The 7,102-nt window shown below is 33.0% G+C and carries 7 protein-coding genes and 1 pseudogene; 4 read left to right on the forward strand and 4 right to left on the reverse strand.

Annotated elements, in window-relative coordinates; all coding sequences use genetic code 11:
* Nucleotides 1-517: 517 nt before the first annotated feature.
* From KQI76_RS05305 to KQI76_RS05320, 4 genes and pseudogenes are all read right to left on the reverse strand, one after another.
* A pseudogene (locus KQI76_RS05305) lies at nt 518-1,665 on the reverse strand (IS3 family transposase).
* Between the two features lie 63 nt (nt 1,666-1,728).
* Nucleotides 1,729-1,920, reverse strand: coding sequence for a hypothetical protein (locus KQI76_RS05310; protein ID WP_216399276.1), 192 nt, complete (start codon nt 1,918-1,920; stop codon nt 1,729-1,731).
* A gap of 35 nt (nt 1,921-1,955) precedes the next feature.
* A complete protein-coding gene (locus tag KQI76_RS05315; RefSeq protein WP_216399277.1) occupies nt 1,956-2,267 on the reverse strand; it encodes a class I SAM-dependent methyltransferase in 312 nt (103 codons plus the stop codon).
* A gap of 395 nt (nt 2,268-2,662) precedes the next feature.
* Complete coding sequence (locus KQI76_RS05320) at nt 2,663-3,091, reverse strand: hypothetical protein (RefSeq protein ID WP_216399285.1); 429 nt, start codon at nt 3,089-3,091, stop codon at nt 2,663-2,665.
* 213 nt (nt 3,092-3,304) lie between these two features.
* On the opposite strand from KQI76_RS05320, the gene KQI76_RS05325 reads away from it, so the two are divergent.
* The 4 genes from KQI76_RS05325 to KQI76_RS05340 all read left to right on the forward strand — a co-directional run bounded on the left by KQI76_RS05325 (nt 3,305) and on the right by KQI76_RS05340 (nt 7,011).
* The gene (locus tag KQI76_RS05325) at nt 3,305-4,954 is read left to right on the forward strand and encodes a DUF2075 domain-containing protein (protein WP_216399278.1); all 1,650 of its coding nucleotides are present in this window, start codon (nt 3,305-3,307) and stop codon (nt 4,952-4,954) included.
* A complete protein-coding gene (locus tag KQI76_RS05330) occupies nt 4,947-5,285 on the forward strand; it encodes a nucleotide pyrophosphohydrolase (protein ID WP_216399279.1) in 339 nt (112 codons plus the stop codon). The genes KQI76_RS05325 and KQI76_RS05330 overlap by 8 nt, the downstream gene beginning before the upstream one ends.
* A 247-nt stretch (nt 5,286-5,532) precedes the next feature.
* Nucleotides 5,533-5,736, forward strand: a complete 204-nt coding sequence (locus KQI76_RS05335; RefSeq protein ID WP_216399280.1) for a hypothetical protein — start codon at nt 5,533-5,535, stop codon at nt 5,734-5,736.
* A 666-nt stretch (nt 5,737-6,402) separates the two neighbouring features.
* Nucleotides 6,403-7,011, forward strand: coding sequence for a hypothetical protein (locus tag KQI76_RS05340; RefSeq protein WP_216399281.1), 609 nt, complete (start codon nt 6,403-6,405; stop codon nt 7,009-7,011).
* The last annotated feature ends 91 nt before the right edge of the window (nt 7,012-7,102 follow it).

Genomic DNA, 7,102 nt, shown 5'->3' on the forward strand with positions numbered 1-7,102 from the left:
CTTAGATCCGCTCAGACAGACAATAAATGAATTTTGCGATAACAAATCTTTTTTAGAAACTAATATTATAATTAATTAATCATAATAGAATAATACATTTAAATAAAGGATAACCACCGAAAATAGAGGATATAACTGTTAAACTGTCTTTCATGGGAGTCCTTAAATTTATTTAGTAATAAATAAAGACATCATTTGTATGAAATTTATAGTTGAAAGTTATAATATCTATAAAGGGTCTATTTTTACTTTTGAATTATATCGGTATTAATGGTATGTCAACACTAAACTGTACAATTTTTATAAGGTGTTGAGTTGTCAATATCGCTTATTTATTTTTAAATTCTAATTTAAACAGTATTAACTTTTTGTCACTTGACTTGTATCCTTTGCTCGTATGCGCTTAAGCCAAGAAGCCAGCTATTAATGATATCTGGCTCTACCAATTAGGCTCGCATACGGGCGTCTCCAAGTTAAAGTACGCATCGTTTTAAGATGCTTAAAATGACGCTTTTAATTACTTGTATTCCTTGGGTGTTAGGTAACCTAATGAGCTGTGAATCCGAATGTTGTTGTACCAATTTACATAATCGAATAAGACTAAATCCACTTCTGACTGTGTTTCAAAATGTTCACCCAATATGAATTCAGTCTTGAGTGTCTTAAACGTTGATTCAGCTACAGCGTTGTCATACGGCGTACCTTTTGTTCTTAATGAGTGCTCAATATCGAAAGCCTCAAGGGCCTGGTCAATACTTTTATTCTTAAACTCACTTCCGCGATCTGTATGAAATAATTTGAGACGATTTAGATTATACTTTACGGATGCAAATGCTTGTGTAACCAATTCTGCTGTCTTGTGGGGACCAGCACTATAACCGATAATCTCACGGTTAAATAAATCAATGAGTACATAAATGTAATGCCAGCGTTGCCCGACTCTTACATAAGTCAGATCACTCACTACGACTTCTAATCCATCCTTTTGGTTAAATTCACGATTCAATGTGTTGCTTATCTTTTCTTCATTAACAGTTGATTTCATCGGTTTATACTGGGCAATTGTATACTTTGATACAAGACCCTGTTCTTTCATAATTTGACCAATGCGCCGTCTTGAAATAATAAATCCTAAATGCTTTAATTCTTCTTTTATTTTTCTTTGTCCATAAATACGGCGACTATCCTTATATATTTTAATGATTAATTTTGTAATTTCCTCATCTTGATGATCACGTTTTTTGCTTCATAATAAAAAGTGCCTCGTGGGACCTGTAGCAATTTACACACTGCTGATACCGAATATTTGTGATGGTTGTTTCTTATCACATTTATTTTCGTCCCATGATCAGCGCCGCTTGCTTTTTAGAGAATCTAGCATTTTAATGCGTAGATTCTTTTATACCTTTAGGTGTAAATATCATTTTCCATTGCCAGTTGTTGATTCTGTTTTCTAAGACGAATGAGCTCTTCTTATTCCGACGTGCGGTTATCCCTTTCTTCAAATGAACCATTTTCTCTATGTTGGCGTACCCATTTGTCAAAGGCAGATGCTGTAAGGTCGTATTCTTTAATGATCTCGGCTCTTGGCTTTCCTGATAAATAAAGTTGAACGATTTGCTCTTTAAATGTTTTAGAAAATGTTCGTCGTTGTCTTCTTGTCATAATTTTGTCTCCTTAGAGCAATTAGTGATTTCATCTTAACTGACCTTATACGATCTGTCCAACTCAGTGTAACCTATCCATTCTCTCTTTATATAAATCTAAAGCCCGCAACTGCTCTTGTATTTGATAATGATTCTCCACAGATAAATTAGACATACATTTCTCTTTTGTATCTATTGCAACAACCTTTATTAGTTCATAATCTGAAGTATGTCGATAAAGTATCCACTTTGGTGTTTCTATTGTTCTTGTCATATAATCTATCCTCCCAATTTCATCTAGTACTTTTTTTAGCATGAGAGGGGGATGGCCTCACCTATAATCGTTCTTATAAATGTGTCTGAAGCATCATCTGGAAGATTTATATTTTCTGGGATCATAGGTACAATAAAAGTTTCCAAAAAACTTAATACTCTAGGGTTTGAATAAGTTCCATCCTTTAGTCCTCGTCCTGGATGTACATTATTATGTGGGCTGACACTGCCATTATAGGTTGTTCTAGCTGTAGCGGGTTTGTCCCAATTCATTCTTTTATACGTGTTATGAAATCCCTTTATTCTATCTCCATTGTCTTTTTTAGGATAATATACTTCATTTTTCATCGCACTTGCACCCGTTTTAGTATGTGTCAAAGCTAGTATGATTCTATCATTTACTTTTTTTGCTTCATGCCATTTTATATTAGATTTCTCTCCAGGTGCAAGAGATGGTAAATGCCCAATAGCCTCTTTTAGCGTTATTTCTGGTTCTTCCGCAGGTCAACCTCATTTTAATCCTATTTTTCACATTTTAATAATAGCTCTCGATCTAGATTGTGGAACTCCGTAATCTTGGGGGTGCGGATGTTTTCTTGGACCATTAAAATAGTTATTAATGTAATGATCTCATCTTTAACATCACAAACCGTCATGAATGTTGTTACAACGTTTATGGCGGTTTTATGAATGCTAAAAATTGTGTACTATCTTCCTTTTTTGGTTTGTTTTAAATTTTTTATTCATCTTTTTTGTGGAAGGATTTCAAAGCCTGTCCTGAAGCCAAAAGCCTCATGTAATGCATCGGTTATATTCGTGCGTGTATAAGGTGGTACGTAATCTTCACCATCTATTTCAAGCATCTTCATTTCTTTCAACTTGCTAATTAGTTCTGGACATGTAAAGGTATCGTTTAATTTTTTCTCTAGAATACAAAAGGTTAATAGGGATAAGAAGCAGGTTGAAAAATGAGCCTTAATTCGTGTTTCCCTCTGTAGGTAAATGGGGTGAGAAAGGAATTTGTTTTTTAAAATACGGAAGGTTTCTTTGATTTCCCATCTCCTTTTATTAATTTTAATGATTTCCTCGATTGGTGACTCTAAGCTCGTGCACACCATATAAAACCCATCATAAATTGCCTCTTTTTCAATTTGTGATTCATTTAATGACATCTGCTCATTAGCCGTATTATAAAAATGAGGATTTGATAAAAAACAAAGTCCTATCAAGACTTACAACGAGTTTTTAAGTTTTTAATTGTCAAACTCCCGGGATGTTACTATTCTTTTCTCTATTAATTGATATACTACTCGAAACTTTCCTAAAGACTAGCAAATAATTATGGTAAGATAGAATTAATATCACTTGATTAGGAGTTTTGGCTTATGGAAGAAATCATTTTCAAACAACACCCTTTTACACACGAAGCTATTCAGAAAATTGAAGGTTCATTTATTAATGATTACCCCGTTGTTTATATTATCTATAATGACGATAAAAAACCAATGGCCTATATCGGTCAAACAGTTCATATAAAACAACGTATTTATCAGCATTTAAAAGATAGCAAACGAAAAAATTTAAAAGCTACATTAATTATTGGCTATGAAAAGTTTAATCAATCTGCCACATATAACATTGAAACAAATCTAATTAATTATTTCATCGCGGATAACCAATATCAATTACAAAATGTTAGTCAAACTACAGAAAACCAAGTACATAATTATTTTGATAAATCTTTCTACCATCGAGATGTTTTTAAACAAATATGGACAGGTCTTAAAGAACGACAAATTGTCAAAGATGACATAGAAGTTTTAGAAAACAAAGATATATTCAAACTTTCTCCTTATAAAGCCTTGTCTGCTGCTCAACTAAAGGTTAAACATGATGTACTCGATTACTGTAATAAAAATATTAAGAAAAATGGTCAACAGGTTTTTCTTATTAAAGGTGAAGCAGGGACTGGAAAAAGTGTTGTATTAAGTTCATTATTTAACACCATACAAGATTTAACTAAAGATAAAAGTTCACCACTTTTCAAAACTAATAACTACCTCTTAGTCAATCATGGAGAAATGATTAAGACATATAAAAGCATTGCAAGTAGCTTACCAAATCTTAAGAAGAGAAGCTTTTTAAAACCAACAACTTTTATTAATCAGGTTGATAAGAAAGTTATTAAAGATGTTGATATCGTATTGGTTGATGAAGCTCATCTATTATTAAGTAAAGAAGATACTTACAATAGCTTTAACTATAAAAATCACTTAGAAGAAATAATTAAGCGGAGTAAGGTAACGGTTATTATCTTCGATCCAAAACAAGTACTTAAACTCAAAAGTTATTGGAATGAAGATACAATTAAAGAAATAACAAAAGCTTATAATACGACTGTCTATCATTTAACCGATCAATTTAGAATACAAGCTAGTGATCGTGTACCATACTGGATTGATCAATTTGTAAGCAATAATCTACTTCCTATTCCAAATGAAAGATCAAATTTTGAGTTTAAAGTATTTGAAAATAGCGATGACATTAAACAGGCAATCTTTAAGAAGAATGATGAAGTTGGATTATCACGACTTGTTTCAACATTCGATTACCTACACAAAAAAGATGGTAATACTTATATCGTTGATAAAGGAGGCATTAATCTTCCGTGGAATCATACTAGTGATAGTTTTACCTGGGCAGAGCAAGCTTCAACTATTAGAGAGGTAGGATCCATTTATACCGTTCAGGGGTTCGATTTAAATTACGTCGGCGTTATTATAGGCCCATCAATTAGTTATGATCCCGAAACGGACAAATTGTTAATTGACACAAAAAAATATAAAGATACTGAAGCTTATAGAAGAAGACAAGATTTATCTGTTGAGGAGAATGAAAAATCCAAAGTAGATATAATTTTAAACTCACTAAATGTTTTAATGAAACGTGGTATTTATGGTTTGTATCTTTATGCAACTGATCCAAAACTAAGAAAGAGGTTATTAGAACTTCAAGAGGAGGGGCGAAATGTCTGACATCGAAACACTTATAAAAGAAATAAACTCATTTAGAGATGAAAGAGATTGGCGACAATTTCATAACCCTAAAGACCTTGCGCTATCGTTATCATTAGAAGCTGCTGAATTATTAGAGAATTTCCAGTGGAAGACCAGTAAGGAAGCAGTCCAGACTAATTTGGAAGATATTAAAGATGAGATTGCAGATGTGCTAGTTTATTCTCTGATGTTATGTTCTGATTTAGATGTTGATCCATTAAAAATTACCCAAGCAAAACTTAAGAAAAATAAGGAGAATTATCCTGTAGGGAAAGCCAAGGGTAATAAGGCGAAGTATAGTGAATTATAGATATCATATCATTAGCTTTGTATAAACAGTTCTTAATAACCTTCAGTAATTTACCAAAGGTACATTAAGATATGGATAAACTCTTAAAATTAGATTTATAGTTGAATCCAAATCTGAAAAAGGAGTACTCTCATTGACGGAAATAACATAAAGTGGAATCGCTGATATTTAGTGTTTAGTCTTAATTTTTATAGGACCATTACTATTAGATATTGATCTATTAGAATATCCCGGAGTTGAGTGTTTTATGAGGGATTTCTATGAAAAATATAATGTCTATGAATCTGCTTTAGAAATATCTGAACCATGGTATGTTCCTCACTATGATTTTGCAAAGAAGAAAATACATTGCACATTTTTATCGAATATAGAAAATGTACTGAGTTTTCTTGTCCTAATTGCGATATCCGGCTATAAATTCTTGGACAAACAAGATCAAATTTGGACATAGGAAACCTTAACTTTTGACGATATCAGACCTTCTTTTATACAAGAATGCGGGGAGTGAAATATAAGTCCTGTTGAAAAATGGGGACAGTCATTATTGATTGAGTATGACCAGATGCAGACTCCTCCATGTTGTTTGGGTATCATTTATTATCATTGAAAGTTGCGATGTCTGTTGCCGTGGTTACAAGAAAAGTAGTTGAAAATGATTCCCGTCTTTGGCGTGATTTTAAGCACTATATTAATAAAGCCATCAAAAATATTGATATGTCAAACGTAAAAAGAATAGCGATAGATGAAACCCCACGTGGAAAGGTCATAAATATGCGACTTTATTCTTGGGTGTGGATACAAAAGAGATTATTTCCATTGTTAAAGATAAAGGTTTCGATGTCTTACACAAATTCTGTGAGTTGTTTGGTCATAAGGGTATACCACATAACCAAAATGAAGATATCTGTTAGGATATATTATCTTCAATCTAAATATAGTGGAATTAGACCACCCATTTAGAAATTAAAACCCCCATATAAATGATAACCTAAGAATGTACACAAGGGGGTGCGGATGTTTTCTTGGACCATTAAAATAGTTATTAATGTAATGATATTTCATTAATCTAAGCTGTTCTTTTGTGGCTAAAGTAATTTTATGAGGCTAAATTCATCATTTGATTATAAAGAATCAAGATTTTTCTAGGTATCGTCTTTACTGGAAAACTCTTCTAGGACTGTTTTGGTTAAAAGAACAGGATATCGAAAATCCAAAATTGGTACTTTTGCCTTCGACACCTACTCAAAACCCTTATTTCTTCGCTTGCCTTCTTTATCTTCTCACAGGAAATGAATATTCTGATATGGAGGAACATGATAAGGATGAAATCAGTAAAGCAAAAAAAGAAGCTGTTCGCCAATTTGTAAACGGTAGAATTTCTCAGATGTCAAAAAAGAGAGAAGAGCTACAAAAAGCATTATCTGCCTACAGTGATTTAGATATGGAAGATGAGATGCAAAAGTTAATTGATAACCTCTCTGAAACAGAAGCTGCTATTGCCGCAGCTATAGAAGAAAGTAAAGATTTACTAGGTACTTTACTAGACTTAAAGGAGATAGAAGCTAAAAACCAAGTTACTTATTCTCGCTTTCAATCACTGAAAAGCCAATATACAGCTGATATTAAAAGACTTTCATTTATTGTGGATGGCGAGGTACACTTACATTCTGTCGATAAAAATAAGAAATGTCCTTTTTGGTGTGCCTGGCATGGATGTAATCTCTAGGGTGAGAGTCCCGAGCCATGAAGGCAGAAGTAGTGGTTAGCCTAACGCAAGGGTGTCCGTGGTGACGCGGAATCTGAAGGAAGCGAGCGGC

Source organism: Amphibacillus sp. MSJ-3 (assembly GCF_018919165.1).
GTDB lineage: Bacteria > Bacillota > Bacilli > Bacillales > Amphibacillaceae > Amphibacillus.